Raw genomic sequence first — 26,319 nt, forward strand, 5'->3', positions numbered from 1 at the left:
CTTGATCAAAGCCTCGTATGGTAATTTGCCATTAAAACAAGTGCGATGCGTCGGTCGAATAGGAGGTTCTTTGTCCGTAATATGAAGGCAGATTTTTGTCGGCAGGTCGTTTTTTTTGAAAAAAAGCTTCGCAAAAAACCTGTGGTTTTTATTAAGACAGGATTCCTATAGCAGACGATATTTACGGTCTCAATCAGTAGATAAAATTTATGATTCCTGGAAGCAGAATAGCCGTAAAAAGTCCGTTTAGTCCCATTGCAAGTCCAGCGAAAGCTCCTGCAATCTGGCTTGCCTGAATCGCATGGGCAGTTCCTACCCCGTGTGCAGCAACCCCAAATGCAAGTCCGCGAGCCATTTCATCCTTTATTCTTAGCTTGTTCAAAATTATATCTCCCATGACAGCGCCAGTTATGCCAGTCAGAACAACAACAACTGCTGTGAGTGACGGCAGGCCTTTTATCTGTTCTGAAACTGCCATGGCTATTGGGGTTGTTATGGATTTAGGGGCAAGGGACAGAACTACTGTTTTATCACCTCCTAAATTACGGGCAATTGTAACAGCGCTAAGGATTCCTGTTAATGATCCTATGGCAAGGCTGAGTGTAATTGGAAAAAAAGCCTTTTTAATGATCCCTATCTGCTTGTACAATGGGATTGCAAGCACCACAGTCGCAGGGCCAAGCAAAAAATGTATGAACTGAGCCCCCTTGAAATAGGTCTGATAGTCTGTTCCTGTAATTTTAAGAAGACCGACAATTGCAATGACTGAAATCATTACAGGATTAAGAAGCGGATTACGGCCTGATTTTACAAAGATCCTTAGACCAGCAAGAAAAACAAGCATTGTGAGTGTCAACCATAAAATTGGGGAGGCAGATAGATGAGGCCACAACTTCTGAGTGTTTTCTATCATTGCCTTTTTCCTTGTTGCCTTGAAATCATGAACTTGTTGAGACATTGCATGAAAAATCCCGTAACTCCAATGGTTATAGCTGTACCAAAGACTATTGCTCCAGTTATCGGAGCCCATGACTTCAAAATAATATCTGTATTTGTAATAACCCCGACTCCGGCAGGAACGAACAGTAAGGTCAGATATCCAAGAAGAGAATTGCTGACATTTTCAAGTTCCTTGGGCACTTTTCCAAGCAAACACAGTATAAGGAACAGAATAACCATGCCAATTACAGGCCCGGGAACAGGCAACCCGGTTAATTTTGCAATTATTTCTCCTGTGAGCTGACAGACGAGAACAAGTGTAAGATATCCAAGCATATATGCCTTTTTTGATTTTTTTAGTGATTGTTCATTTGAAAAGATCTGAGAGGGAATATCCGAAAAACATCTTAAAAAATTGTTTCCGGGATTTGTTTTTGTAACGATTCAGCCTTTCTACTTTGGCTGTGTTCCCCTTAGATGTTGAAAAGACTCTTAAATGATAGGAATCGGCCTGTTTTGATTTTATATTAACCTTCGCAGCTTCAGTCATACTGATTCAAATACGCTATAACTGATCCACTTTGAGTCTTGAGCCTTTTTTCCCATCTGAACGTAAGAATTTCCTTTTCATTTTTTAAAGCTGCCAGCCTGTCTTCGACCACGTCAGGCAAAACAGCTCTTCCCTGGGAGTGAGTTCCCTTTCCAACGATTATTTTCACTGTAAAAAGCCCTCTGCGTCTCGCTGATCTGATGAAAATATCGGTTTTTCTGTCTGCCTCAATAGCTGTAAAGCCGTGAAGGTCAAGATCTTCCTGGGGGCCAGGATATCTCTTGATTCTCTGCTCCACTGGAACAGGCATGGGTTTTTCAGTTTTTTCTTTTTTCTCCCTTAATAGAGCATTTTTAGATTTACCTTCGAGATTTTTGCTAAGGAGATCATGGAATCTTTGATCTGAATCGGATCCAAATACCTTTGTAAGATCAATTGTTTCAGAAAGAATGGGTATCCTGTTCTTGTCCTTGAGGGGTTTTATGATTGGTTTATCCGTATTCGTCCTTTTTGGAGCCTGTGGTATCTCTGTTCTTTCAATGCCTTCTATCCCTGAAATCATAAGAGCTTCAAGATCATGAACCGACGATAATTTTGGTATTCCTTTTCTGTCAGTTTTTATGGGAACCATTTTTTTTGCTTTAAGCGGAGCTGGTTCTGACTGTTTTACTATTATTTCTGGAATCTCTGTATGTTCTTGTTTTTCAGTGTTTATATAAGAATTGTCTTCGTGTTCTTCTGAAAAGGCGGTTGAAAAATCGAAGTTTTCCGATAGAACCGGTAATCCGTTTTTTGATTTTTTATTTCCGGCGATTTTTTTCTGTGGTTTTTCAGTAATTTTTGCAATTTGGACTGAATCATTAACAATATCAGCTTGATTATTTACAGGCTCTTCATTAACTGTTTTTTTCGGTTCAGTGCTTTCTTTTTCAATAGCAATAGTCTTTTCCTGTATTTGTTTTATTTTTTGAGATGTCTTTAAGCCAAAAAATCTGGCAAGTTCAGAAAACATCGTGAGCCTCATTACAATTAAGATTCAAAAAACGATTATGCTATCTGCCTGAAACAAGTTCCTGCTGATAGTGTATTTATGATTATTAAAAAGTAATTGATACATATCAAATCCCAAGCTATATTCAAAAAACAATCTGAAATACCCCGACTTAATCTGCAAAAACCGCTTAAGTTTTCATAAATACAAGGAACCCGAATGAAAATAACTGCTGAACAGCTGAATTCGACATTTTTAAGAAAAAGCCTGAACAGTGGCAGAGCAGGAGAATTTACTCTGGACGGCAACATGATGCATATTTTTTTTTCGGTCAAGGAAGATGAACCAGCTTCACAAATAGTTGAGGAATCAGGACTATCTCCGCAAAAAGTAGCTTTGTTGCTTTCCAGGCTGATCGAATTGGGACTCCTTGAAAAATATGAACCAAAGTCACTGTATCTTGGGAATGATTTTTTTTCAGCCCTGGAATTGAATCTTAAAAGGGCAATAGGCCCCATGGCCGAATTTCTGATTGAGGAGGCCATGGAAGAATCAGGTCTATCCAGAAATAATTTAAAAAAAGAAAATGGTGCTGCAATCATCAGGGCAATTGCATCTGAAATTACAGATAATATATCAAAACAGTCATTTATTAAAATAATGGCTGAATACTTAAGATGAGATAAGGGAGGAAACGATGGACGGCCAAATAAACCAGGATAAGGGCAGTACCGGAATAAAGTTTGGGATTTCACAGAAGTTGAGCATTCTTATTCTTATAGTGTCTGTTTTCCCTTTACTGATCTTAGGTATCTCAAATTATATTCATAATATGAATGTACTGAGAGCCGATGCTGAAAATCTTCTGTCCCAGACCGCAAGTGGAATGGCAGGGCAGGTGAATGAGTGGATAGATAAAAATACGAGAAGCCTGATAATGGTTTCAAAACAGCCTGGTATCCAGTCAATGGAAAAAGACTCCCAGGACAAAATAATCAAATCGTTTCAGGAGGAATTTCCTTGGGTCTATCTTGTCTTCACCGTTGATAAATCAGGCCATAATATTTCAAGGACAGATAATGGTGAGGCTCAGAACTACTCTGACAGAGGCTATTTCAAAGAAGTAATGTCTGGCAAGGCATTTGCTTTTGAGACTCTTATCGGCAAAACTTCAAAAAAACCAGCGCTTGTAATGGCTGTGCCTATTAAAAGCGGGGATGAAATTATTGGCGTTCTTGGAGCTGCTATGAATATTGATAGACTTTCCACTACAGTTGCCACATGGAAAAATGGCAGAACAGGTTATGCTTTTATGGTGGATGGGGAAAACAAGGTAATATCGCATCCTAAACCGGAATATAATCTTGAACAGAAAAATCTTAGTGATGATCCTTTAATAAAAGCTGCCAGATCCGGCAATTCTTCCAAGCCAGTGTATTTCAAGAATGAAATGGGCCAGAGTGTATTGGCCGTAAGTGTTAAAGTATCAAATGACTGGATGCTTTCTGTCAGGCAGGATGAATCAGAAATTTTTGCCAGCATCAGGCAGTTCCAGATACTTGCCATTGCTATTTTGTTGTTGTCAACGCTGATATCAGTGATTCTGGCGGTTATTGTTGGAAAATCCATCACCAGGCCAGTCCTTTTCCTGGCGGATGCCGCAAACAAGATGAGTCTTGGTGAAATGGACTTGAAAATTGATATTGATACAAAAGACGAGATCGGAGTACTTGCCGAATCAATTTCAAGGCTTCAGACAAGCCTTGTCATTGCCTTAAAAAGGCTCAAAAAATAAGTCCGCATATTTTTGATGGATTCGCAAAAAGTCCCAAAAAGGCGTCGGCGTCATGCCGGACTTGATCCGGTATTCAGTCTTTTCAGTAAGTTATGGATTCAGGCCTGCACCGGAATGTCGGGAATAGGGCTTTTTGCGACCTTGTCATTTTTGTACCCCTCATGGCTATTAAAACCATGAGGGGGTTTTTTATATTACGGGCGGACGATGGAACTTCTGCCATTCTTTTTTATAGATTTCTACTTCTTCATTCCACTTATGTTCATCCCAGCCTAAAACAGGTTTAACTATTTGCCCAAGTTCATCCAAAATTTCGCTACCACCATTTGGAAGTAGAAGCCCGAGTCTTGTTCTTCTCTGAAGAAGATCGGAAAGATGGCGGATTTGCTCGTTTGCTGAGCTGAATTTTAATTCAGCCCATGTTATTTCACAGCCAGATATTTCTGTAACCTTGCCATCCCATCCTTTGATAATATCATGTGCATTTTTTCCATATCTTCCTGAAAGCCTTTTCCATGCTCTCTCTGAAATCAGATCGCTGTCTGAGCGAGTTGAAGCGTTTAAAGTGAAAGCAGGCTGTTTCTCGTTTATTCCCTTATTTATAGATATATATGCTTTTGCGGCTTTGAGTGCGTCCCAGGCAAGCTTTCTGAAAGTTGTAAGTTTACCGCCGGTAACTGTTACAAGACCTTTATTCTCCCAGACTGCGTGCTCCCTGGATTCTTTTGACGGAGGCACATTACCCCTGCTTAACACAGGTCTTATTCCGGAAAATGATGATATGGCATCTTTGATGCCTTTGCCAAGGCTTCCGAAATAGTAATCAAGAGCCTCAATAAGATAAACAGCCTCCTGTTTTGTCATTGATGGTTCTTTACTCAGATCATTTTTGTGGTCAATGTCAGTGGTTCCAAAAATATATACGGATTCCCACGGAATAATGAAAAGAGGGCGCTTGTCAGAAGGGTGGATAAGTGTGACTGCGTCGTTAAAGGAAAAAGTTTCTTTTGGAAATACAAGATGGCTGCCCCTGAGAGGCCTCAGGTGATAAGCAGGATTTGGTGATTTCATAATGCTCTCAGCCCAAGCTCCTGTGGCATTAATTACAGCTTTTGTCTTGATTTCATGGGGCTTTCCTGTCTCTATATCTTGAACCGTTACCGCATTTACCATGCCCTTGAGGTCTCTGTGGATATCCGTAAGCCTGGTATAATTAACTGAATAGCCTCCAAGAGCCTTCGATTCACTTATGAGTCTCTGTACAAGCCTTGAATCGTCAACCTGGGCATCATGAAAATAAAAACCACCCTTTAAGCCTTTTTTATCAAGCCCCGGCAGAATTTTTGTAAATTCATCTCTGTCGAGATAATGATGCTGTTTTTTTTTTGATATCAGGTCGTATACCGTAAGGCCTGTTTCAAGCATCAGTTTTCCAGGGCCCTTGTCTTCGTATACAGGCATATAAAATCCAAGGGATGAGACAAGCCCCGGTGCTTCCCTGATTAGTCTTTCCCTGTGAATAACCGAATCCATGGTGAGATGGACTTTGCCTTCCTTGAGATACCGCAAACCACCGTGAATAAGTTTTGATGATTTGCTGGAAGTGCCCCATGCATAGTCCTTCTGTTCTATCAGAACTGCGCTAAGTCCCATTCTTATGGCTTCCCTTAAAACTCCGGCGCCCGTTATCCCTCCTCCGGCGATTACCACATCGGCACTTACAGGAAGACTCGAAAAATCCATTCATTCACCTTAAATCAAAAACTATAATATGTTTTAGTTCAAATATTATTGCTGCTGATAAGTTCTTTCCATGAGCTCGAACTCTGTTTCAGAGCACTTTTTACAACTGCTTCAACTACGTCTCCATCTTCTGATAACGCTCTTATGAATTCCTTATAATAAATCCTTGATAAGGTTCTGTTTTTTGGAATGCTGAAATATTTTGCGGCCATATTTCCAAACACTGCGGCAAAATCATTTAAAAGCAATGTCCAGACCGGGTTGCCAGAAATTTTTGCAATGAGAATCTGAAGTTTCCAGTCAAAATTCAGAAAAGAATCAGGATCATCTGATAATGATTCTGATTCTTTTAAATGAGACAGCAAGGTCTTGGAGTCATTTTTTGCGGCAGCCCTTGCGATTGCAGGAAAGATTACTCCTCTGACTTCAAGGAGATTCAAAATGAAGCCCTCTGGCAGATTTACCGAGTATTTTATGAGCGTGCTCAGCATCCTTAGTCCGCCCGCTTCAAAATAATTATTAACCACAGTCTGTTTCCCATGCTGAATCGTTATCCAGCCCTCTGCCGCAAGCTTATGCAGGGTTTCCCTCAGGGTTGGCCTTGTAACTCCAAGTTGCAGGGAAAGCTCCCTCTCACCCGGTAGGGGGGATCCAGCGCTGTATTCTCCTTGAAGAATAGACGTCATGAGTTGATGTTCAGCAAAATGCGCTGGCTTTAATGGTTTGGAAGAGCTCATTTATAACCTCCGGAAGATATTTCGGATACTGGTATTACCTCTAATCTGTTATTTATACAAGAAATTACTTAAGAAAAAAGGCATATATTTTATGTATAGAATAAATCATGAAATCGGAAAAATAAAAATTGATAAAGTCTCAAAAATTACGGAGGAGCTGAAAGCAAAGGCTGTTCTCCTTTTTACCGCTGTGATAGATTTTTTTTACCTGTTATCATTTGTTGATGGTCTTGCAAAAAGTCAGATTATCGTCATTCAGACGAAGTCCGGAATCCAGAAGTAATTGAAAATACAAAGATGCCGGATCAAATCAGGTATGACGCCGACACCTTTTTATGACGGCAAGGATGAGGACGCACAGGAGGGGCATTGTTTATGGCTTTGTCCAGTTAAATGTTATTCCACTGACTAAGTATTGCTTTTAATAAAAAAGCGGCCTCCGGCGGGGCCTGTTCTTGTGAAAACCGGGAGCCTGAATCCAGAAGTATCTGAAAATACAAAAATGCCGGATCAAGTCCGGCACGCGCTGAAGCCTTTTTCTGACTTTAGCCTATCAAAATTAGAATTTAAGCGTCGTTTTGAGTTGACCCCAAAAAAACTACAATCTGTCAGGCCAAAGAGTATTCATGTGCTTAACAGTATTTTTGATTCTTCCTGAATCAACAATGTCATGAAATTCATCAGCTATCATTTTGCTCATTTCCGCAGCCTTTGTCCAGTATGCTATTCTTTCTTTGTCTTTGTTCAAAAATCTGGTGAAATCGTTTCTGTCCGGGATTTTTGAATAAGGCAGCATTTTTACGAATTTTTCAGAAGGGTAAACAAGAAGAACAGAAGACATATTTTCCATGTCCGGCCTTCTTTTTTTCAGGTATTTATCAAACCAGCCCGGAATTATCTGGCCAGCATAATGGGGATAAAGAGTTATCCCCTCGGACTCAACAGGCAGAAATGGGATGTCGAGGTGATAGTCTATTATGCCTCCATCCCTGTAAACTCCCGGTTTCGCATTATTAATGCCTGTCACAGGCTCCATTATGATTGGTATGGAGCCAGATGCCATTACAGCCTGTTTTAGATTATGTTCATCAAGCCTTATTTGGGAAATCGGGAATTCATCCATATTAAAAAAATGCGGGAGATCCCTGAAATCAGAGAACATGGCGCGTTCGAAGAAATATCCGAGGTATTTTCTGTCAACGGCATTTGCCATTGCGGCAGCGGTAATTCCAAGGGTGGTTCTGATTTTTGATTCTGTTGAAAGAATGCCCCTGCTTCTTGCTGTCAGTATACTTAGACGCATGAACGGATGGTTCAGGGCATGCATGGATGATTTTTCATCGAAAAGTTTTCCAAGAATATCCCAGCCTACACTGCTTACTTCTCCCGGAGTCGGTTTCCCATCGTATTTCTGGTTAATGTATCCATACTCTAAGTTGGAAATTGATTTTTCAGGATCAGGACAGGATGCTGTTGCAAATCTCCATGCTCCTATTGATGACCCCACAAGAAACAGAGGGTTTGTTCTATCCTTGAACCAGTCAGAAAAAAGATACTTGTCAAGTCCTGCAAGGACAAGCCATTTTGCGGCTCCTGACGCTCCTGCAACCACCTTGACGTCATCAGAAGAAAGACCTTTTTCCTTTATTATCCTGTATGCTGATTCTCCGGCCCTGAATTCAATTAGTCCTGATTTCATTTGTCTTCATCCATATTTTTGAGATTTGCCACAATTTCAAGAAGAGTTTCAATGCTGTTGGGCAGATTTTCAACTGTTATTCCCAGCCTTTCAAAACTGGATTTTTTTAGAAGTGCAAAATTCCCTTTTGCCCGTGCAAGTACATTGCCTTTTGCATCCGTTATGTGGGCCGAAATTATTGCTGTCCGGCCATCTATGATCTCGTCTGACCAGCCTTCCGCGAATATTTCCTCTTTAATTAAAACAGGTCTCAGGAACTCGACCTCCATCTTTTTTGTAAGAATTAGTCGTTCGCTCAGGCATATTGCTGTCCAGCTCATCACTTCATCAAGGATGGACGAAATGACGCCTCCGTGGGCAAGGTTGCTCCAGCCCCTTAGATGCTCTGCGATGGACAGTCTTGAATAGAGTCTCGAACCATCAGTCTCGAATCTCATTCTGAGGCCATGAGGATTTTCGCTTCCGCATCCGAAGCATTTGAGATCTATCACAGGCAGAAGTTTTCTTTCTTTTTTTTGTGCATTTGGATTGCTTGCAGATTTCATGGTTCCATGCCCTTATAATTCAGCAGCTTTAAAGCCGCATCCATCATTCTTTGTCTGTGTGCTTCAATTTCCTCATGTTTTATATGAAACGGCATGAAATAGTGGGAGCCTTCAGACATTGAAATAATAATATCAGCTGCGTTTTCAGGATCAATGCCGCTTATTATTCCTGCCTCACTGAATCTTGAAAGTTCTGTTTTAAGAAACAGTTTATAGGATGTGTAAAGATTCAGAATTCTTTCAAAAACCTTGGTGTTTCTGTATCCCATGGACAAAACGGCATAAACAACTGAAATGTCGATGTTTGTCTGCCAGTCCTGGCTCCATATAATCCCGATAAGGGATTTGAGCCTTTTTTCCGGGGAAAAGTCGTAAGGAGGAAGTCCTGTAAAAAGATTGGAGTTGGATTCAAGCACAAGGTCAACCAGTCCCATCACCATATTTTCCTTTGATGCAAAATAGTGGATGATCAGACTAGGGTGAATCCCCATTCTTTTTGCAACCTTCTGGATCGAGGCATTTTCGAATCCCTCTTCAATGATGACTTGGTAAAAATTGCTTATGATTTCAGGTTTTCTTATTTCTGCGGTCTGTCTTTTCTTCATTTAGTTCCGGCTTTTAATTATTAGAAAGCTTAATTGAATATTCATTTAGTTAACCTTTTAAAAAAATTCAACCACTAAAATATCAATATTTTTATGTAGCTCTGCCTGATTTTCAGTTAAGAAGTGCCTTTTATGGTTAATTTGCCATCAAAAAAGGGTGATGCGTAGGTCGGATTAGGACGCCCTTTGTCCGTAATCCGACGTTAAGCCTGATATTTTTAGAGTTTTAAAAATGTTAAGCCCATGAACTTTCAAATGCTACTGAGAATTGAACATAACCACATATTTTTTTGATGCCCGACATGATTGCAAAAACCATAAAAAGACAGCAAAAGGTCAAAAAAAAGAATGGCAGCACATAGGGTGAAGGCATAGTTTCAGCATCGCGGTGAAGCGTTAAGCATTGCGCTTCACCGGGTCAATATCATGGCAGGATGGCGTTTCTAAAGAAGATAGGGATTGATTACCATAATTGGTATTTTTGATCTCTCAAAAACACTTCTTGCAACGCTGCCGTATATTATCCTTTCCAGGCCTTTTCTTGCGTGTGTTCCAACAATGGCAAGGTCTATAGCGTTTTCTTCAACGTATTTGATTATTTCATCTGCAGGATCTCCCAACCTTACTGCTTTTATAGGCTGTTGTTTGGGTGGGAAATTATCCTCGGTGTATTCATCAATTTTCCTTTTGGCCCCTTCAGCAATTTCTTTTTCAAAACTGTTTACGGCCGGATGCGGAACATAAATGCTCTTGAAGTGCTCAACTGTGCTGGAAACAAACAGTATGTGAACTTCTGCTCCGAATTTGTCTGCCATTGTTAATACATAAGGTATGATTTTTTTGGTAGGCTCGGAAAAATCAATGGGGAAAAGTATTTTTTTGAATTCTTTCTGATCTGTCTGCATGACTCCCTCCTTTCAGATTGGTGGGATTTCAGGGATGTAAAGCAAAATGCCCATAACCCTAGGCCACCTCTAAAAATTGCCTTTTTGCGCTTTAGACTCGTCAGCGTCGTACTCTAATCCTCCTTTATAACCATATAAACTCCCGTTCTCCGTACGCAGCTTCCTTCCTGCCACATCAAAAATGCATGAAACAGAGATCTCAAAAAAAACTTGATACTATATTAACTGCTTATTTTTATTACATTCTAACTAAAAGTGTATTTGATTTCAAGGCTTATGGAAGGTTATCAGAAATTATAAATTCTAATAATTGACAAAGTCGTAAAAAAAGTCCGATTTCGGTCATTTCGGCGCATGCCTGAGTCCAGAAGTGCTTGAAAATACAAAGATGCCTTATCCAGTCCAGCATGGTGATGAATCACTTTTCTGTCTATTTGCGAGTCCATCAATAATTAATTTGCAGCAGAAAAGCCTAATCATGAAAACATGGAAATGAATTTTTGAGGCGGACTTGTCAGCTGTTCAGTTTTCTTGTCTTTAAAAACTACGCCTGTTTTTGCATTCGCAATTGGTTTATTGTCTTTCAAGTCTGAGATTCTGTAAAAAATCTCGCATCCATATTTATTGAAACCGCAGACACTTATCTCAAACCTTAGTACATCTCCGTAAAAAGACTCTGCTTTGTACAGAACCACAAGGTCAGATATAAGGATACGAGTTCCTTCAATATCCATTTCCGAGTAGCCGAGGCTTGCAAATAATTTGAACCTGGCCTCATGAATGAGGGAAACCATATTGTCCGTGCCAACATGATTTCCATAATTTAGATCTGTGATTCTGACGTTTATGGTTGTCTCGAAATGGCATTTTTCCGGAATATCAATTGTAACTTTTGGCATATTTACTCACTTTCGACTGATAAGAAGAAATCCGACTATGCACAATACTATTCCCGCCATCCTTGCCGCAGATAGATGTTCCCTGAATATGAACATTCCAATTGGAATAAGCATTATGGCAACGGCAGCATTGGTGTAAATTGCCGTAGAACTAAGATCGGCTCCAGCTCTGTATGCTAATAGATATCCGGCCTCAAGACCGAATATTGCTATACCGAGCAAATATGTTGCCCATCCCGCCTGTTTTAAAGAATCCACTATTCCATGTTTTAGCGGAAAAAAGAAAAAAGCCGCCAATGACAGCACGATTGCTGTTGTATATGTAATTATCAGGGAAACTAGTGGGTGGGCGTCCGGAGATATTGTCTTCTGGCAGAAGTGATAAAGCACACCCGATATTATTACTATGAATATTGAAACTAAAAGCATTTATAAACTCATAAAGAACTAAAACAAATTTGGACTTGAACTTGATGGTTTAGTAAAAAAGACTTCGAGAAGGACTTTGGCAAATTTTTATACTAAATCATAAGTTTTTGTGGTTATGCTCAATTCTCAGTAATATTTGAAAGTTCATGGGCTTAACATTTTTAAAACTCTAAAAATATCAGTTTTTTGTCTACTAACAAAACCATAAAGTTTTTGCGGAGCTTTTTTCAAAAAGCGACTCGCCGAAGGCATTCGGATCAATGTCGGATTACGAGCAAAGGACGCTCTTATCCGACGAATTGGCCTTTTTTACGGCAATTTAACCATACAAGGCACTGTAACTGAAAATAAGACATACCCACAAAATTATTTGAGATGAACCACGGTTATTCTTTCGGCATCTTCCTTGGATATTTTAAGGTGATAGCCTTTAACTTTTATATCCATCTGACCAGATTCCATATCAGAATTTTCGACTGTTATGATACATCCCGGAGAAGCCTGCATATCTGCAAGTTTTTTTGCTATGGAGCTATTTTCTCCGATTTCATTTATTGTCCCTTTTTCTCCTTTTTTGAGGAACAAAAGGGAGTGAATATTCTGTTTGTCTGAAAGATCCCCAATCCTTTTCTGCATTAGGCTTATGCAACGACTAAGGCATTCAGAGCATTCTTCTTCGTGCATGGACGGGTTTTCGCACCTGCCATCGAAACTTGCAAGCCAGTCTCTTCCTGTTCTTGGGCATGTTTCTATGAACTCGACAAAGCTGATCAGTTTATCCAGGGTTTTCCTCGAAACAGCATGTTCTACTTTGCAGGCAGTTTCTTCCGCTTCTATTTTTTCTATCTTCAGAATTTTTTCAAAAAAATCCCTTAGGGTTTCATGTCTTCGTACAATTTCCCTTGCTATTGTCTGACCATTTTCAGTTAAAGTTATAAGGTCGTATGGTGCATAATTAATATAACCTTTTTCAGATAATGAACGCAGGGCTCCAGTAACAGAAGAGCTGTTAACGTTCAGCCTCTTTGCAATATCTTTTCCTCTGGCAGCCTGTTTTTCGGCAACTATATGAAAAATTGCTTCGAGATAATCTTCAAGGCTGGCGGTCAGGGTTATGTCAAATTCCATTAAGAGGCACCTTTATTTTAAAATAAGGTTTAATAAATAAAGCCCCAAACATATATCCCAAATTGTGTAAGAATGCAAAGACCTGATATTTTGTAAAAAGAGCAGTCAGTGAACTATATAATACCATTTTCAAATCAAAGATGAAATCAAGGCGGCAAGGAGGAAGCGACGCAAACGTACGTGGTTTGTACGTTGAGGAGCTGACGACGATGCCAACATAGATAGCGCTTTGATTTGGAATTGGTATAACTATTCCTTGTCCCTGTTCCCATACCATTCAATCTGCCTGCATATCCCCCTGATTATTCTGACTTCTTTGGCTCTTAAAGGCAGTCTTGAAAAGAAGTTTCTCAGATTGTTGAGCCAGTAATCAGGATTGTCTTTCTGTATGAAATCAATTTTCAGGAGAATATCCTTCAGATGAAAGTACATTTGTTCAAGCTCGAATCTTGTCGCAAGTGTGGGTAGAAAATCCTTGCCAATATATCCCTTTGCTTTGAAAAGCTCATAGCATACAACCATTACTGCCTGGGACAGATTGAGAGAGGAAAATCCATCTGTCGGAATATTGAGCAGGCTGTGGCATAGCTGGACTTCACCTGATTCAAGACCCCTGTCTTCACGACCGAATACAATGGCTATACGGTTATTCACTGACACAGGAATGAGTGACTGCGCAAGATCCGCCGGATCATGAATGACCTGTCTGTTTCTTCCTATTCTGGCTGTTGTCCCGACTACATAGGAGAAGTCTGCAAGGGCCTCATTCAAGGTATCAAACCTTTTGATATTATCCACAATATCCATAGATGCATGTGTGGCCATTTTCCCGATTTTTGTAAGATCAAAATCATCAGGATCAACAACAAGGAGTTCTTTTATTCCCATGTTTTTCATGGCCCTTGCGGAGCTTCCTATATTTTCCGGGAATTTTGGCCTGTGAAGAACAATACTGATATTTTCGAGTTTTAAAGCTTCAACCATGATCTTTCTATCCAACCAGCTCCATTTTACTGAAGAAAAAAGAAATTTCCCTCGCAGCTGTTTCAGGGGCGTCAGATCCATGCACAGCATTTTTTTCCATGGCAGAGCCGAAATCCTTTCTTATGGTTCCTTCTGCCGCTTCCTTGAAGTTTGTCGCTCCCATGAGATCTCTCCAGGCTTTTATGGCGTTTTCCTTTTCAAGCACCATGGCCACAATCGGGCCTGAGATCATGAAGGAATTGAGATCGTCATAAAAAGGCTTGCCTTTGTGAACGTCATAAAAATCTTCTGCTATCTCAAGGGAGAGCCTGGTCATTTTCATTGCTTTTATTCTGAATCCCTTTGTCTGGATTCTTTTAATTATTTCTCCTGTAGCATTTATCGCAACGGCATCAGGTTTAATAAGCGCAAGGGTCTTTTGCATGATTCTTATCCTCTTTTCAGATGAGACTTAACAAAATAGGCCGCTCCTGCAAGAATAACAAGAACCACCACAACGTCAACAGGCCTGCTGTAATGATGAATCAGCTCTCTGTATCCTTCCATTTTGAATCCGACCCACGCAAGGAACATGTTCCATGCCGAAGCACCTATTGTTGTATAGATGCAGAAGGGGAGAAGTTTCATTTTACCGGCGCCGGCAGGGAGCGATATCAGATGTCTGACAACAGGAATGAATCTTCCTATGAATATTGCTGGTGAGCCGTATTTTGAGAAGAACCTTTCTGTTGCCTCAAGATCTGAACTGTTGAGCAGAAGATATTTTCCGAATTTCTCTACAAGTGGTCTGCCTCCGTAATATCCAATCCAATAAGAGAGCAGAGATCCGACAATGCTGCCGATGGTGCTTGATATGAAAACTCCAAGGAATGTGAATCTCCCGGTCGCAACAAGCCATCCTGCAAATGGCATTACAGCTTCGCTTGGTATAGGGGCGATCATGCTTTCAAACATCATTAGAACAGCTATGCCCGGATGACCAGTAAGATCAATTATCCAGGTGGCTTTTTCTATTAAAAACTGCGTAATACCCATAAGGCTCCTTATGCAAATTCTATTGTATTTTTTTTAAGAGGCTTGAACAACCCATTATATACATTCGAGATTGCCTGAATACAACGGATGCGGCGTTGCTGCAATGACAAATTTGAATCATGCCTGTTGTCCGGCGCCAAAATCATGTTGACTGCAAATCGTTTTTTATATCAAAAAAGAACCTGAAAAGTTCAAATTATGATGGACTCGCAAAAAGTCAAAAAATGGCTTTAGCGTCATGCCGGACTTGACCCGGCTCCAGTCTTTTCAGAAAGGTCTGGATTCCGGCCTGCTCCGGAATGACGGTAGTCGGACTTTTGGCGACCTTGTCAATTATAAAAGGAAATCATTTAATGATGGGAAATATGATTCTTGCCATCAATCCTGGCTCGACATCCACTAAAATATCGGTTTTTAAGGAAACTGTTCCTTTATTTGAGGAAACTCTCAGGCACTCGAGCGATGAAATTAATTCTTTTGAATCAATACTATCCCAGTACAGTTTCAGAAAAGATGTAATACTTGAGAGCTTAAAAAAAAATGGCGTTAATCTTGCTGAAATGACAGCGGTTGTAGGTCGTGGTGGTCTGCTTAGACCTGTATCCGGTGGTACCTATATTGTCGATTATACAATGATAGCTGATCTTAAATCAGGATTTTACGGCGAGCATGCCTCCAATCTTGGGGCAGTTATTGCCAATGAAATTGCGGGAAATCTTGGAGTCCCGTCTTTTATTGTGGATCCTGTGGTTGTGGATGAACTCTCTGACCTTGCAAGAATATCCGGGCTACCTGAAATTGAACGAAGATCAATATTCCATGCACTCAACCAGAAAGCCGTTGCAAGACGTGCAGCCGAAGAACTTGGGAAAGGCTACAATGACTGCAATTTCATAGTCTGTCATATGGGCGGAGGCATTTCTGTCGGAGCACATGAAAAAGGCAGGGTGATCGATGTGAATAACGCCCTTGACGGTGATGGGCCATTCAGCCCTGAACGATCAGGCAGTCTTCCTGTTGGCGAACTTTCGAGGCTTTGCTTTTCTGGAGAAATTGAATTTTCAGAAATGAAAAAAAGAATAAAAGGGAAGGGCGGCCTTGTCGCCTACCTCAATTCAAATGATGGCAGGGAAGTATCTGAAATGATAGATTCCGGCAATGAAAAGGCGCTTCTTGTATACAATGCCATGGCTTACCAAATAGGCAAGGAAATAGGTATGTGCGGCGCAGTTTTAAAGGGTAGGGTCGACTTAATAATCCTTACAGGGGGACTGGCTTTTGACAAAAGGCTCACAGGCTGGATTACTGAAATGGTTTCATTTATAGCACCCGTAAGAATTTTTCCTGGAGAGGACGAAATGTCAGCACTTGCAGCAGGAGCGCTAAGGGTTTTGAACGGAGAAGAAGCCGCAAAGAATTATTGATAGCCACAAATAAGCGAATAATCAGACAATTATTTAACCGGGAATCTGAAAATACCAGAAGGCTTTATTTCCGTTGTGACAATAATCGCAGAAGCGTCTGGCTCAAAACAGACAGCTTCCCTTTGGGGTAGTCTTTTATCTGTATTACTTAAGAGGCTTATTTTTTGAGCAGGGCGTGAAACAACTGACCGCCACGATTCTTTTAAACTCGTTCTTTTAAAGAGATATGCGTCGGTATAAGTCAAAAGTACCATGGACATGCAGTCCCTGCTTATGTCCATGGCAGTCACACGTAAACTTTTTTTACCCTGATTTATTTTTTCATTATCATTTGAATCAGATGATGCAAGATTGATGATTCCGATTTTTTTTGCAGTTATGGCCTCATTCCCTGAAGAAGATAAGGGGATTTCATAAAGAACAGGCGGCATCTCTCCTTTGGATACAAGGAAAGCCGAATCTGATGTTGTATCCACAGCCACAGCCTCACAGTCATGACTGCCATCAGGATATCTGAATTTGATGATCTTCTCAGGCTTGAGGCTCTTAGAGCATTTTTCATCATTCATGACTGATTCCTGATTGATTGATTCCGGGGTCTTGTTTAATAATGGCTCCCTGACAATATTCAGATAATTCAGGTCTCTGATCCCAAGGTTATCTCCTGTGTCTGATATCAGCAGATAAGATATTTTGTTTTTTGAAAATGAAGCTATGTCTTCCCAGTCAAGGCATCCTGAGTCCTCAAGCGTGAAGCATGCCATATTCCGGCCATTTGTTGACATTGCGTAAATAACAGGGGCATTACCGCTGTCATTATGGGACCAGATGATACCCTGGTTCAACGTGGAATATGCAAGTCCGCTTGCTTCAAAAAGATCAGGGTGCTCAATATTTCCAAGAAACGAATACCCTTTTTGGGTCAATGGCTCTGAAATAGCAGCATCCAGGCTTATTGACATGAAAATGAAGACTGCAAACATGCAAATGCTTATTTTGATGTAGTTGGAATCTTTTGTTTTTATAATCATAATTTTTATATGGTGAATTATTTGTTCGACTAACAAGATCTAAGTAATATATATTTTGACGCGAGACAATGAGATCTTAAATAGAACTGTTAACCGGAATGTCAGCATTTGCTCTAAATGACAATATAATATTTGATGATCTCGCAATAAAATCAGATCCCCGTCATTCCGGCGAAGGTCGAAATCCATAAATATTTGAAAATACAAAGATGCCGGATCAAGCCCGGCATGATGCTAAAGCCATTTTTTGACTTTTTGCGATTCCATCAATATTTCAGCCTAACCATAAATATCGGGTTTCTCATGAGTAAGTTTCTTTTTTATCCCCAAATTTTTCCGCTATTATTTATCATCGTCCTTGCGGGCATGATGACATGCCCAGGCATTACCTTTGCAGAAGTTGATACTGTTGTCAGGTATTTCCAGACTGATCCGAGATACGATTACAGAATAAAATTGCTTGCACTTGCACTTGAGAAAACACTGGAAACCCATGGAGGGTATGTTCTTGTGCCATACAAGGGGGATTCGGAAATAACCCAGGCAAGAGGTTTGTACGAACTTGAAAAAAATAATTACGACGTAGCTTTTCTTCCATCAAATATCGAAAGAGAAAAACGTTTTTTGCCTGTCAAAATGGATATCATGAAAGGAATTATTGGTTTAAGGCTTTTACTCATACATAAAGATAATGCCCCAAGATTCGAAAAAGTTAATAATTTCAAGGATCTTAAGGATGGTTTTGTCGCCGGATTCTGTGATCAGTGGGCAGATATTGATATTCTAAAGGCAAATGGCATTCGCGTCGTGACATCAAGCGTATACACCAATCTGTTCCCAATGCTTTATTATAAGCGCTTTGATTTTTTCCCAAGAGGAATAAATGAAATAGGGCCAGAGCTTTCTAAGATCAGGGATACATTTCCAGCCATAGATGAGGAAAAAAAACTGGCCCTTTATTATCCCATGCCTGTCTATTTCTTCGTCAACAAGAACAATGCAGCCCTTGCAAACAGGATAGAAGAAGGCTTAAAAAAAGCTGAAAAAGAAGGGGCATTTAAGAGGCTTTTTCTTGAAGAGCACTCTTCTGCCATAAAAAAGGTAAATCTTGATAATAGAATGGTTTTAAGGCTCTCAAATCCGGATCTCTCCGCTGGAACTCCTGAACCTGACACTTCCTGGTGGTTAAATGATTTATTAATAAAATCAAAATAAGATAAGTTTGACAAGGTCGCAAAAAAGTCCGGTTCTCTTAATTACTGCGCAGGCTGGGATCCAGAAGTATCTGAAAATACAAATATGCCGGATCATGTCCGGCATGACGCTGTTGCCTTTTTTGACTTTTTGCGGATCTTTTTTCAAAAGAGCGACTCTTTGGTATCTTTTTTATTAAAAATATCAGTAGTTATTGGAATAATAAAATATTCCTCACTTAACGAGACCAGAACCTTCTTTTTTTAGTCCGCGCTCTCTGCATACCGAATCAAAACAACCTGAAGTGTCTATGTATGCCATTATATCTGTGTAAAACTATTGTATTTAACAACTGCGGGATATTAATCGTTAATAAATTAATATATTAATAGACATTCTGTAGTCAGGCATTTTCAGCAGATTTTAGGTTTTTAGCTCCCCGCAAAAACTCATCATCAGTGTTTTCATATAATTTACAGGTGAAGAATTGAAAAAGAGCAGTTCTCGAAATTCAGATGGTTTCACTCCTATTGCCATTACCGGGATAGGATGCATATTTCCTAAATCAACAGGAGCAAAAGAGTTTTGGCGCGCCCTGTTCATGGGGCTTGACTGTGTTGGTGAAGTGCCTGAATCTCACTGGTCACCGTCTGATTATTATGACGAAGATCCCCAGAAACCTGATCACGTTTATTGCAAAAGGGGTGGGTTCATAGATCCTCAGGCTTATGATCCTTCTGAATTCGGGATACCTCCTTCAATTCTTGAAGCGACTGACTCGTCCCAGCTGCTTGGGCTAATAGCCGCAAAAATGGCGTTGAATGACGCCGGATATGGCGAAGGCGGCAAGGAGTTCAACAGGAATAAGACCAGCGTAATAATAGGAGCAACCGGAACCCAGGAACTGACAGTTCCGCTTGCAACTCGTCTTGGTCATCCTGTTTGGCGAAGGGCGCTGAATGATGCTGGTATTCCATCTGAAAAGACTGAAGAAGTCATCAAGAGAATATCCGCTGGTTTTGTCTCATGGCAGGAGAGTTCATTTCCAGGACTCTTAGGAAATGTGATAGCCGGAAGAATAGCGAACAGACTTGATTTGGGAGGAACAAACTGTGTGGTTGACGCAGCTTGCGGAAGCTCGCTCGGCGCTATTCACCTTGCCCTTCTTGAGCTATTGACAGGCAGAAGTGATATGGCGATTACAGGGGGCGTTGACCTTCTTAATGATATTTTTATGCATATGTGTTTTGCAAAGACAGGAGTTCTTTCAAAATCAGGAGATGCCAAACCTTTTTCTGAAAATGCGGATGGCACGGTACTTGGTGAAGGCATAGGCATGCTGACGTTGAAACGCCTTGAAGATGCAGAAAAAGATGGAGACAGAATCTACGCTGTAATTAAGGGCGCAGGTTCATCCAGCGATGGCAAAAGCCAGAGTATTTACGCGCCCAATGCAAAGGGTCAGGAAAAGGCGCTTAAAAAGGCTTATGAGTTTGCCGGGTTCAGTCCTGCAACAGTTGATCTTGTTGAAGCCCATGGCACAGGAACAAGGGTAGGCGATGCAGTTGAATTCAATGCATTGCGCCACGTCTTTTCAAAGAGAGAAGAAAGAAATCAGATTGCGCTTGGCTCTGTAAAATCAATGATTGGCCATACAAAAGCCGCTGCCGGTGCTGCTGGAATGATAAAAACAGCTCTTGCCATTTATAATAAGGTAATACCTCCGACGTTGAAAATTTCTGTGCCTGACCCGAAGCTTGAAATAGAAAACAGTCCATTTTATCTACCATCAATATCTTTACCGTGGTTTTCAAATGATGAACATCCAAGAAGAGCCGGTGTATCAGCTTTTGGATTTGGAGGCAGCAATTTTCATATGGCACTCGAAGAATACAAAAAAGATAAAAATGAGCCGTCATGGGATGGATCAATTGAAATATTCGCTTTCAGCTCTGATTCCAGAGAGGATTTGATGAAAGCTTTTGAAAAAGCAAGGAACACCATCGTTTCTGATGGCAAGATGACAAGTCTGACAGCCTATGAATCAAGAAAAAGTTTTGATTCAAAAAAGAATTACAGACTTCTTGCTTCAGCGCTTTTTGACAAGGTTGGGGAGGTCTTTGAAAAGACAAAGGCAATGCTTGATGCAGGAGAAAAGGATTATACTTCCCGCTCAGGGTCAGCCTATTATGCAGAAGGTTCCAAACCAGGAAAAATTGCTTTTATTTTTCCAGGACAGGGAAGCCAGTATACAGGCATGGCGCGCGAGCTTTCCTGTATATTCCCGGAGATGATGGAAAGCATTGAAAAAGCTTCATCAGTTTTTAAAGGGGATCAAAAACTTCATGATCTCATCTATCCGAGATCAGGCGTAGAAGAAGAGAACGAATCAAATCTTAGAAATACTTCTGTTGCCCAGCCTGCCATAGGAGCAGTTAGTCTTGGAGCAATGAAGATTCTTGAAAGATTTGGCATAAAGCCTGACTCAGTATGCGGCCACAGCTTTGGTGAGCTTACTGCGCTTGCATCAGCAAAAAGTATAACTGAAGAGGATTTCTTCAAGCTTGCGGTTCTCCGAGGCAAATATATGGCTGAAGCAGGGAAGGGCGGAGACGCCGGAACCATGCTTGCCGTAAAAGCACAGCTTGCTGATATTGAAAAAATGATAAGCGAAACCGGAGTGGATGTTGTTCTTGCGAACAGAAACAGCCACGACCAGGGAGTTCTGTCTGGTTCAGCAGAGGCAATTGAACAGGCAAAACAGCTTTGCAAGGAAAGAAAGATGAGAGGCTCCCAGCTCAATGTGGCGGCAGCCTTTCATAGTAAATATGTTGCTTCAGCTGCTGTTCCATTTTCTAAAGAGCTTGAAAAAATTGATTTCAGAAAAAATGAAATCCCGGTTTTTGCAAACACCACGGCTGCTCCTTATCCTTCGAGTATTGAGGAATCAAGGCATCTTCTTGGGAACCAGCTTGTGAATTCCGTCAATTTTGTCGGAATTATCGAAACCATGCATTCTTCAGGCGTTCATACCTTCATAGAAACAGGCCCCAAGACAGTTCTTACCGGGCTTGTAAAGTCGATACTCAAGGGCAAGGCTTTTGAATGCGCGGCAACAGACGATTCATCCGGTAAAAAATCAGGCCTCCTTGATATCGCGACCCTTCTTTGTAAACTTGCTGCCATTGGCCATGAAATAGCTCTGGAAAACTGGGAAACCAAGCCTCTTGTTCCAAGAAAACCTAAAATGAATATTCCAATCAGCGGTACAAACTATAGAAGCCCAGAAAAAATTATTAAAATTCCGGCTTCTGAGCCTATGGTGATGACAAATTCTTCACTTTTATCTGCGAATGTCTCCGAAGTGGCAATAGAGAAAAATATAGAAACTAAGCCAGAAGTGGAAAACATAAAAAATGCTTCTGAATTAAAAAATGTGGCCTTGTCTTCAAACAATGATCCCATAATTGCGGTTAATCCTCAGATAACAGATTCTGCAAAAAATGTTTCTTCTGGCCCGGAAAGGCCGCCATCAATGGGCACTCAGGTTAGTAGTGTCTCTTCAAAATCTGCGGATGCAGCGGTAAGGTCAATTAATGAAGGTTTCAAGGCGATGCAGTCGCTTCAGATGCAGACTACAGACGCACACAAAAAATTCCTTGAAACCCAGATGCAGGCAAGTAAAACCCTCGAAACCCTGATGCAGAAGATCGGTGAAATATCTGGAATGACTTCTTCTGTCCAGGCATATGCTAATAACGTCTCTTCTGCTCCTGCTCAGAAAACCGTGAAGGCTGAATCATATCCTGATAGTAAACCTGCTTATGTTCAGAAAACTGCTGAACCTGAAAAAGCAATTATTGAAACAAAACAGGCTCCAAATGTAACGGTTGTTAAAACCGAGATTCATTCTCCAAAGTCTGCTTCTGTTGCTAAAGCAGATGCGATCGACCCTGAAAAAATTAAAAATGCCCTTCTTGGTGTTGTAAGCGATCTTACAGGTTATCCGGTTGAAATGCTTGATCTTGATATGGATATCGAATCTGATCTCGGCATAGATTCTATCAAGAGGGTTGAGATTCTTTCAGCGTTTGAAGAAAAAATGCCTGGAGCCGGTAATGTTGATCCTTCAGATCTTGGAAGGCTTAAAACCCTTGGGCAGATAATTGACCATGTTTCAGTTAATTTACCGGTTAATGCCCAGACTGCCAATATTCCTTCAAGTTCAAAAGCCAATATTCAGGCTGGCCCTGATAAGGAAAAAATAAAGGAAACGCTGATAGATGTTGTCAGCAATCTTACGGGCTATCCTGCGGAAATGCTTGATCTTGATATGGATATAGAGTCAGATCTCGGCATAGATTCTATCAAACGGGTTGAGATTCTTTCTGCTTTTGAAGAAAAGATGCCCGGAGCTGGAAATATTGATCCTTCAGACCTTGGAACACTTAAGACTCTTGGCCAGATAATCGATTATATAGTCAAGATTTCTCCATCTGATTCTACTATTGTTTTGCAGGACTCTTCGGCTAGTGTGAATAAATCTGCAGATTCTGATGAAATAAGAGTGGCTCTTCTTGATGTGGTGAGTTCTCTCACAGGATATCCAGTGGAAATGCTTGATCTTGATATGGATATTGAATCTGATTTAGGAATAGATTCAATCAAACGAGTTGAGATTCTTTCAGCTTTTGAAGAGAAGATGCCAGGAGCCGGAAATATTGATCCGTCAGACCTTGGAACGCTTAAGACTCTTGGCCAGATAATTAAACATGTATCCACCAATCATTTATCCATAAGGCATGTCTCTCAATCAGGGCCTTCTGAAACCGCCACAGTAAATGTTCAGGCATCTTCTTCAGGACATGATTCTGAAAAAATCAAAGATCTGCTTATTGAAGTCGTAAGTAGTCTAACAGGCTATCCTTCGGAAATGCTTGATCTTGATATGGATATTGAGTCTGATCTTGGTATTGATTCCATAAAAAGAGTCGAGATTCTTTCAGCTTTTGAAGAAAAAATGCCGGGGATTCCTCCTGTTCAGCCTGATGATCTCGGAAAACTGAAAACCCTTGGCCAGATAATCAGTCATATTAACAGCCTCTGCTCAGGGTCTGGCAGTAAAGAACAGCCATCTGCAATATTATCAGAAGCAGGCCCAATTGAGGTTAAGTCTGCTGATAAGATCTCCTTGCCAGAAGATATCTCAAGAAAAACCGTAAATGTTTACAAGATGACTGGTTCTGCTTCTTCAGAAAAAATTGTCTTGCCAGACTCAGGAACGGTTTTTGTAACAGGCTGTCTTGATGGACTTGGAAAAGAAGTTGCCCAAGAGCTTTCATCTAAAGGCATTAATGTTAAAACCATTGATATTGACCAGCCAGACCAGAAAGATCAGCCAGATCAGATAGACTGGGCCGGGCAGTTTTCTGATAATGCCGCAGGTCTGATTATTGTAGCGGATAACTCTCCTGAATCAGGAATCTGGAAGGATTCAAAAGCAGACTTTCTTAAAAAAGCTTTTCTTGCAGCAAAAAATGCTTCTGCCAAGCTCTGCGCGGCTGGCAAGGAAAAAAGCGCTGTTTTTGCAACAATAACAAGACTTGATGGCGCTTTCGGCTTTCTTACCTCAAATATCTCTGATCCGATGCAGGGCGCTCTTCCTGGTCTGGTTAAAACAGCAAGAATCGAGTGGCCAGATGTTTCATGCAGGGCTTTTGACGTCAGTCCTTTTATATCAGACATTAAAAAAACAGCTTCTCTTATTGCGGATGAAATTCTGTCAAAAGGACCTGTTGAAACCGGATTTGATGATTTCTCACAGTATGGTCTTGAGCTTGAAGATGTGAGCTTCAGCAAGCCGGTTCAAACAATGGGCAAGAATGATGTTGTTATTATAACCGGAGGCGCAAGAGGAGTTACAGCTGCATGCGCTGAAGAGCTTGCTGAATTCTGTCAGCCGATAATGGTTCTGCTGGGCAGATCTCCCGAACCTGAAAAAGAACCTGCCTGGCTTTCCAGCGTTAATGGTGAGCCTGCGATGAAAAAAGCCATTCTTGATAATGAGTTCAAGGGCAAGAAGGCAACTCCCCAGGAACTTGAAAAATCTTACAGAAAATTCAAGGCTGGAAGAGAAATTTCAGAAACAATAGACTCGATAAAATTAAAAGGTTCAAAGGCCTTTTATTATCAGGCTGATGTAAGAAGTCATTCTGACATGGAAATGGTCGTAGACAAAATTAGAACAAAATATGGCTCTGTAAGCGCAATAATTCACGGAGCTGGAGTTCTTGAAGACAGATTCATTGCGGACAAGACAATTACCCAGTTTGAAAACGTATTCGGAACAAAAACCGAAGGACTCAAAAATATTCTCGACGCCACAAGAAACGATCCTCTCAAGGCCATTGTATTCTTCTCTTCAGTATCCGCCAGAATGGGGAACAAGGGGCAGGTTGATTACGCAATGGCCAATGAAGTTCTTAACAAGATGGCTGTTTATGAATCCTCCAAGAGGCCTGGATGCAGGGTTGTTTCAATAAACTGGGGGCCTTGGGATGGGGGCATGGTTAATCCAGCCCTCAAAAAAGAATTTAGCAGACAGGGCATAGATCTTATACCAATCAAATCAGGTGCTGCCGCAATGGTTTCTGAAATGTGCTCTTCAGCTGATGGGCTCGTCGAAGTTGTAATAGGAGCCGAATTCAGGCACGAAGATAAACCGTCTGACAGGAAAAAAGATGAAGTTTTTTCTTCTGATCAGGGAATCGTTGTGAAGGCAGGAATTTCAGAATATCCTGTTCTTAAAGATCATATGATTGGCGGGAAGGCAGTTGTTCCTGTGGCCATCATGTCTGAATGGTTTGCCCACGCCGCCCTTATTTCCAATCCAGGACTTCATTTCCAGGCGCTTGAGAATCTCAGGGTTCTTAATGGAATAAAGCTGGATTCTGAAAGTGCCGAATTTAAAATTTCAGCTTCCAAGCCTGTTAAAATTGACGGCTTATTTAAGACTGATCTTGAAATAAGAAGCATGACAAAAAACGGATCGGAAAGAATTCATGCAAGGGCCACTGCAGTTCTTGGAACAAAAAAGGCAAAATTCACAGGAGATAAAAACACCGAGCCAGTCTATTCCGAGATTCCCATGGCAATTACAGCCGAAGATATGTACGAAAAGATTCTTTTTCACGGCAACAGCCTTAAAGGAGTCTCTGAAATCAAAGGCTTGTCAGATAAAGGGATGACAGCGATTGCAGCAACTGCGCCGTCTCCTTCTGATTGGATAATCAATCCTTTAAGGAAAAAGTGGGTTTCTGATCCGCTGATTCTTGATTCGGCGTTCCAGATGGCTTCGGCATGGTGCTATATGAATTACGGGAAAGTTTCTCTTCCTTCGTTTGCAGTCCAGTATATTCAATATGCTGATAAATTTTCACCCGGAAATATCGAAATATCCATGAAAACCAAATCTGTATCTGGCAGCAGAATGTCCGCCGATTTTGTTTTTACCAGTGAAAGCGGAGAAATTATCGCTGAAATCAAGGGTTTTGAATCTGTCATGGATTTTTCTCTGAATCAGGTTTTTAAGAAAGATGGCATCAAGCTTAAGGTTGTTGTTCCAGCAGATCTTAATTAAGGGTACTGAGTTCATACTATTGAAGAATCATTCTTTTCAAGCCTTAA

At 40.8% G+C, this 26,319-nt stretch carries 22 protein-coding genes; 6 read left to right on the forward strand and 16 right to left on the reverse strand.

Annotated elements, in window-relative coordinates; all coding sequences use genetic code 11:
- Window positions 1-193 precede the first annotated feature (193 nt).
- The 3 genes from K245_RS0106035 to K245_RS26400 form a co-directional block, all read right to left on the reverse strand.
- Window positions 194-913, reverse strand: a complete 720-nt coding sequence (locus K245_RS0106035) for an LrgB family protein (protein WP_027358572.1) — start codon at window positions 911-913, stop codon at window positions 194-196.
- A complete protein-coding gene (locus K245_RS0106040) occupies window positions 910-1,275 on the reverse strand; it encodes a CidA/LrgA family protein (protein WP_027358573.1) in 366 nt (121 codons plus the stop codon). The genes K245_RS0106035 and K245_RS0106040 overlap by 4 nt, the downstream gene beginning before the upstream one ends.
- 206 nt (window positions 1,276-1,481) lie before the next feature.
- On the reverse strand, window positions 1,482-2,501 hold the full coding sequence (locus K245_RS26400) for a Smr/MutS family protein (protein WP_051283917.1): 1,020 nt from the start codon (window positions 2,499-2,501) through the stop codon (window positions 1,482-1,484).
- A 198-nt stretch (window positions 2,502-2,699) separates the two neighbouring features.
- Here K245_RS26400 and K245_RS0106055 point away from each other — a divergent pair, with 198 nt between their 5' ends.
- Together K245_RS0106055 and K245_RS0106060 are read left to right on the forward strand one after the other, a co-directional pair.
- Window positions 2,700-3,161: a hypothetical protein gene (locus K245_RS0106055; RefSeq protein WP_027358576.1), complete on the forward strand. Its 462-nt coding sequence runs from the start codon at window positions 2,700-2,702 to the stop codon at window positions 3,159-3,161.
- Window positions 3,162-3,177: 16 nt separating this feature from the next.
- A complete protein-coding gene (locus tag K245_RS0106060; protein ID WP_027358577.1) occupies window positions 3,178-4,275 on the forward strand; it encodes a HAMP domain-containing protein in 1,098 nt (365 codons plus the stop codon).
- A gap of 189 nt (window positions 4,276-4,464) precedes the next feature.
- Here K245_RS0106060 and K245_RS0106065 read toward each other — a convergent pair whose 3' ends face one another.
- Window positions 4,465-6,018 (reverse strand): glycerol-3-phosphate dehydrogenase/oxidase, encoded by a 1,554-nt coding sequence (locus K245_RS0106065; RefSeq protein ID WP_027358578.1) that lies wholly within the window; start codon window positions 6,016-6,018, stop codon window positions 4,465-4,467.
- A gap of 38 nt (window positions 6,019-6,056) precedes the next feature.
- Entirely contained in the window at window positions 6,057-6,755 is a 699-nt protein-coding gene (locus K245_RS0106070; RefSeq protein ID WP_027358579.1) for a GntR family transcriptional regulator, read from the reverse strand.
- A gap of 91 nt (window positions 6,756-6,846) precedes the next feature.
- On the opposite strand from K245_RS0106070, the gene K245_RS0106075 reads away from it, so the two are divergent.
- Entirely contained in the window at window positions 6,847-7,038 is a 192-nt protein-coding gene (locus K245_RS0106075) for a hypothetical protein (protein WP_027358580.1), read from the forward strand.
- Between the two features lie 315 nt (window positions 7,039-7,353).
- Here the strand turns inward: K245_RS0106075 and K245_RS0106080 are convergent, their stop codons facing one another.
- From K245_RS0106080 to K245_RS0106130, 10 genes are all read right to left on the reverse strand, one after another.
- Window positions 7,354-8,454, reverse strand: a complete 1,101-nt coding sequence (locus tag K245_RS0106080) for a patatin-like phospholipase family protein (protein ID WP_027358581.1) — start codon at window positions 8,452-8,454, stop codon at window positions 7,354-7,356.
- Window positions 8,451-8,999, reverse strand: a complete 549-nt coding sequence (locus K245_RS26405; RefSeq protein WP_051283918.1) for a PaaI family thioesterase — start codon at window positions 8,997-8,999, stop codon at window positions 8,451-8,453. Before K245_RS26405 ends, K245_RS0106080 begins: the two co-directional genes overlap by 4 nt.
- The gene (locus K245_RS0106090) at window positions 8,996-9,604 is read right to left on the reverse strand and encodes a TetR/AcrR family transcriptional regulator (RefSeq protein ID WP_027358582.1); all 609 of its coding nucleotides are present in this window, start codon (window positions 9,602-9,604) and stop codon (window positions 8,996-8,998) included. The genes K245_RS26405 and K245_RS0106090 overlap by 4 nt, the downstream gene beginning before the upstream one ends.
- Window positions 9,605-10,047: 443 nt before the next feature.
- A complete protein-coding gene (locus tag K245_RS0106095; protein WP_027358583.1) occupies window positions 10,048-10,509 on the reverse strand; it encodes a universal stress protein in 462 nt (153 codons plus the stop codon).
- 476 nt (window positions 10,510-10,985) lie between these two features.
- A complete protein-coding gene (locus tag K245_RS0106100) occupies window positions 10,986-11,408 on the reverse strand; it encodes an acyl-CoA thioesterase (RefSeq protein WP_027358584.1) in 423 nt (140 codons plus the stop codon).
- Between the two features lie 6 nt (window positions 11,409-11,414).
- Window positions 11,415-11,837 carry an EamA family transporter gene (locus K245_RS0106105; RefSeq protein ID WP_027358585.1) on the reverse strand — a complete coding sequence of 141 codons (423 nt, stop codon included), beginning with the start codon at window positions 11,835-11,837 and terminating at the stop codon, window positions 11,415-11,417.
- A gap of 366 nt (window positions 11,838-12,203) precedes the next feature.
- Window positions 12,204-12,965 (reverse strand): metal-dependent transcriptional regulator, encoded by a 762-nt coding sequence (locus K245_RS23310; protein ID WP_084156146.1) that lies wholly within the window; start codon window positions 12,963-12,965, stop codon window positions 12,204-12,206.
- A gap of 249 nt (window positions 12,966-13,214) precedes the next feature.
- Entirely contained in the window at window positions 13,215-13,964 is a 750-nt protein-coding gene (locus K245_RS0106120; protein ID WP_232223798.1) for an RNA methyltransferase, read from the reverse strand.
- The gene (gene ndk / locus K245_RS0106125; RefSeq protein ID WP_027358588.1) at window positions 13,957-14,373 is read right to left on the reverse strand and encodes a nucleoside-diphosphate kinase; all 417 of its coding nucleotides are present in this window, start codon (window positions 14,371-14,373) and stop codon (window positions 13,957-13,959) included. Before ndk ends, K245_RS0106120 begins: the two co-directional genes overlap by 8 nt.
- Window positions 14,374-14,378: 5 nt before the next feature.
- On the reverse strand, window positions 14,379-14,984 hold the full coding sequence (locus tag K245_RS0106130) for a DedA family protein (RefSeq protein ID WP_027358589.1): 606 nt from the start codon (window positions 14,982-14,984) through the stop codon (window positions 14,379-14,381).
- A 353-nt stretch (window positions 14,985-15,337) separates the two neighbouring features.
- Between K245_RS0106130 and buk the strand changes: the two genes are divergently transcribed.
- Entirely contained in the window at window positions 15,338-16,408 is a 1,071-nt protein-coding gene (gene buk / locus K245_RS0106135) for a butyrate kinase (protein ID WP_232223799.1), read from the forward strand.
- A gap of 29 nt (window positions 16,409-16,437) precedes the next feature.
- On the opposite strand, the gene K245_RS0106140 is transcribed toward buk, so the two are convergent.
- Window positions 16,438-17,370: a hypothetical protein gene (locus K245_RS0106140; protein WP_156906710.1), complete on the reverse strand. Its 933-nt coding sequence runs from the start codon at window positions 17,368-17,370 to the stop codon at window positions 16,438-16,440.
- Window positions 17,371-17,742: 372 nt separating this feature from the next.
- Here K245_RS0106140 and K245_RS23315 point away from each other — a divergent pair, with 372 nt between their 5' ends.
- Both K245_RS23315 and K245_RS0106155 read left to right on the forward strand, forming a co-directional pair.
- Window positions 17,743-18,654 carry a type 2 periplasmic-binding domain-containing protein gene (locus tag K245_RS23315; protein WP_156906711.1) on the forward strand — a complete coding sequence of 304 codons (912 nt, stop codon included), beginning with the start codon at window positions 17,743-17,745 and terminating at the stop codon, window positions 18,652-18,654.
- A gap of 466 nt (window positions 18,655-19,120) precedes the next feature.
- Window positions 19,121-26,272: a type I polyketide synthase gene (locus K245_RS0106155; RefSeq protein WP_027358592.1), complete on the forward strand. Its 7,152-nt coding sequence runs from the start codon at window positions 19,121-19,123 to the stop codon at window positions 26,270-26,272.
- The last annotated feature ends 47 nt before the right edge of the window (window positions 26,273-26,319 follow it).

The sequence above is a fragment of the Desulforegula conservatrix Mb1Pa genome (assembly GCF_000426225.1).
Lineage (GTDB): Bacteria > Desulfobacterota > Desulfobacteria > Desulfobacterales > Desulforegulaceae > Desulforegula > Desulforegula conservatrix.

Excerpts from the sequence above, each read along its gene's own strand:
- K245_RS0106035 (WP_027358572.1), bottom strand. The coding sequence starts at position 913 with ATGATAGAAAACACTCAGAAGTTGTGGCCTCATCTATCTGCCTCCCCA.
- K245_RS0106040 (WP_027358573.1), bottom strand. The coding sequence starts at position 1,275 with ATGCTTGGATATCTTACACTTGTTCTCGTCTGTCAGCTCACAGGAGAA.
- K245_RS26400 (WP_051283917.1), bottom strand. The coding sequence starts at position 2,501 with ATGTTTTCTGAACTTGCCAGATTTTTTGGCTTAAAGACATCTCAAAAA.
- K245_RS0106055 (WP_027358576.1), top strand. The coding sequence starts at position 2,700 with ATGAAAATAACTGCTGAACAGCTGAATTCGACATTTTTAAGAAAAAGC.
- K245_RS0106060 (WP_027358577.1), top strand. The coding sequence starts at position 3,178 with ATGGACGGCCAAATAAACCAGGATAAGGGCAGTACCGGAATAAAGTTT.
- K245_RS0106065 (WP_027358578.1), bottom strand. The coding sequence starts at position 6,018 with ATGGATTTTTCGAGTCTTCCTGTAAGTGCCGATGTGGTAATCGCCGGA.
- K245_RS0106070 (WP_027358579.1), bottom strand. The coding sequence starts at position 6,755 with ATGAGCTCTTCCAAACCATTAAAGCCAGCGCATTTTGCTGAACATCAA.
- K245_RS0106075 (WP_027358580.1), top strand. The coding sequence starts at position 6,847 with ATGTATAGAATAAATCATGAAATCGGAAAAATAAAAATTGATAAAGTC.
- K245_RS0106080 (WP_027358581.1), bottom strand. The coding sequence starts at position 8,454 with ATGAAATCAGGACTAATTGAATTCAGGGCCGGAGAATCAGCATACAGG.
- K245_RS26405 (WP_051283918.1), bottom strand. The coding sequence starts at position 8,999 with ATGAAATCTGCAAGCAATCCAAATGCACAAAAAAAAGAAAGAAAACTT.
- K245_RS0106090 (WP_027358582.1), bottom strand. The coding sequence starts at position 9,604 with ATGAAGAAAAGACAGACCGCAGAAATAAGAAAACCTGAAATCATAAGC.
- K245_RS0106095 (WP_027358583.1), bottom strand. The coding sequence starts at position 10,509 with ATGCAGACAGATCAGAAAGAATTCAAAAAAATACTTTTCCCCATTGAT.
- K245_RS0106100 (WP_027358584.1), bottom strand. The coding sequence starts at position 11,408 with ATGCCAAAAGTTACAATTGATATTCCGGAAAAATGCCATTTCGAGACA.
- K245_RS0106105 (WP_027358585.1), bottom strand. The coding sequence starts at position 11,837 with ATGCTTTTAGTTTCAATATTCATAGTAATAATATCGGGTGTGCTTTAT.
- K245_RS23310 (WP_084156146.1), bottom strand. The coding sequence starts at position 12,965 with ATGGAATTTGACATAACCCTGACCGCCAGCCTTGAAGATTATCTCGAA.
- ndk (WP_027358588.1), bottom strand. The coding sequence starts at position 14,373 with ATGCAAAAGACCCTTGCGCTTATTAAACCTGATGCCGTTGCGATAAAT.
- K245_RS0106130 (WP_027358589.1), bottom strand. The coding sequence starts at position 14,984 with ATGGGTATTACGCAGTTTTTAATAGAAAAAGCCACCTGGATAATTGAT.
- buk (WP_232223799.1), top strand. The coding sequence starts at position 15,338 with ATGATGGGAAATATGATTCTTGCCATCAATCCTGGCTCGACATCCACT.
- K245_RS0106140 (WP_156906710.1), bottom strand. The coding sequence starts at position 17,370 with ATGTCAATAAGCCTGGATGCTGCTATTTCAGAGCCATTGACCCAAAAA.
- K245_RS23315 (WP_156906711.1), top strand. The coding sequence starts at position 17,743 with ATGAGTAAGTTTCTTTTTTATCCCCAAATTTTTCCGCTATTATTTATC.